The sequence below is a fragment of the Parendozoicomonas sp. 209JJ7-1 genome, assembly GCF_058147085.1.
On the sequence record NZ_JBYVJU010000129.1, the window covers coordinates 1 to 608 of the forward strand.

Genomic DNA, 608 nt, shown 5'->3' on the forward strand with positions numbered 1-608 from the left:
TGTGAATACCCAGCATTTGAGTAATCATCGAGAACTATGTCTTCTATTTCAATAAATAAAGAAGAGCTACTTTCCTCAATTGAAAACGCTTATGGAAAGTTATTCGCTGATTATATGGAAATCCCCACGAACCACTCTCGGGAAGTCGGCGTTGAGGGAAATATCAAAAACACAGAAATAAGTGTTTCTGATACCCTTGCGTACTTGATTGGTTGGGGAAAACTAGTTCTAAAATGGTATGAACTTCGTACAAAGGAATTTAAGGTAGAGTTTCCAGAAAAAGGCTTTAAGTGGAATGAACTTGGAAAGCTTGCTGAACACTTTCATGAAACCTATAAAAACTGGTCCTATGAACAGCTACTCTCGGAATTTCAATCCACAACTCAGGAAATATTGGAGCTCATAAACTCATTGAGCAACGATGAGCTTTACGGACAGACTTGGTATAAAAGTTACAGCCTTGGAAGAATGATTCAATTTAATACTTCATCTCCAATGAAAAACATCCGCACAAAAGTGCGACGGTTTAAAAAGCAGATAAACACCGAGTAAAATTCACATAACAAGTAAATCCAGGTGACGCCTACGGCGCACCTGATGCGGGCGTT

General features: G+C 38.8%; 1 protein-coding gene. It reads left to right on the forward strand.

Annotated features, from left to right (window positions below; genetic code table 11):
* Positions 1 to 36 precede the first annotated feature (36 nt).
* On the forward strand, positions 37 to 552 hold the full coding sequence (locus ACY2RQ_RS19710; RefSeq protein WP_490114721.1) for a ClbS/DfsB family four-helix bundle protein: 516 nt from the start codon (positions 37 to 39) through the stop codon (positions 550 to 552).
* Positions 553 to 608 lie beyond the last annotated feature (56 nt).

Excerpts from the sequence above, each read along its gene's own strand:
- ACY2RQ_RS19710 (WP_490114721.1), top strand. The coding sequence starts at position 37 with ATGTCTTCTATTTCAATAAATAAAGAAGAGCTACTTTCCTCAATTGAA.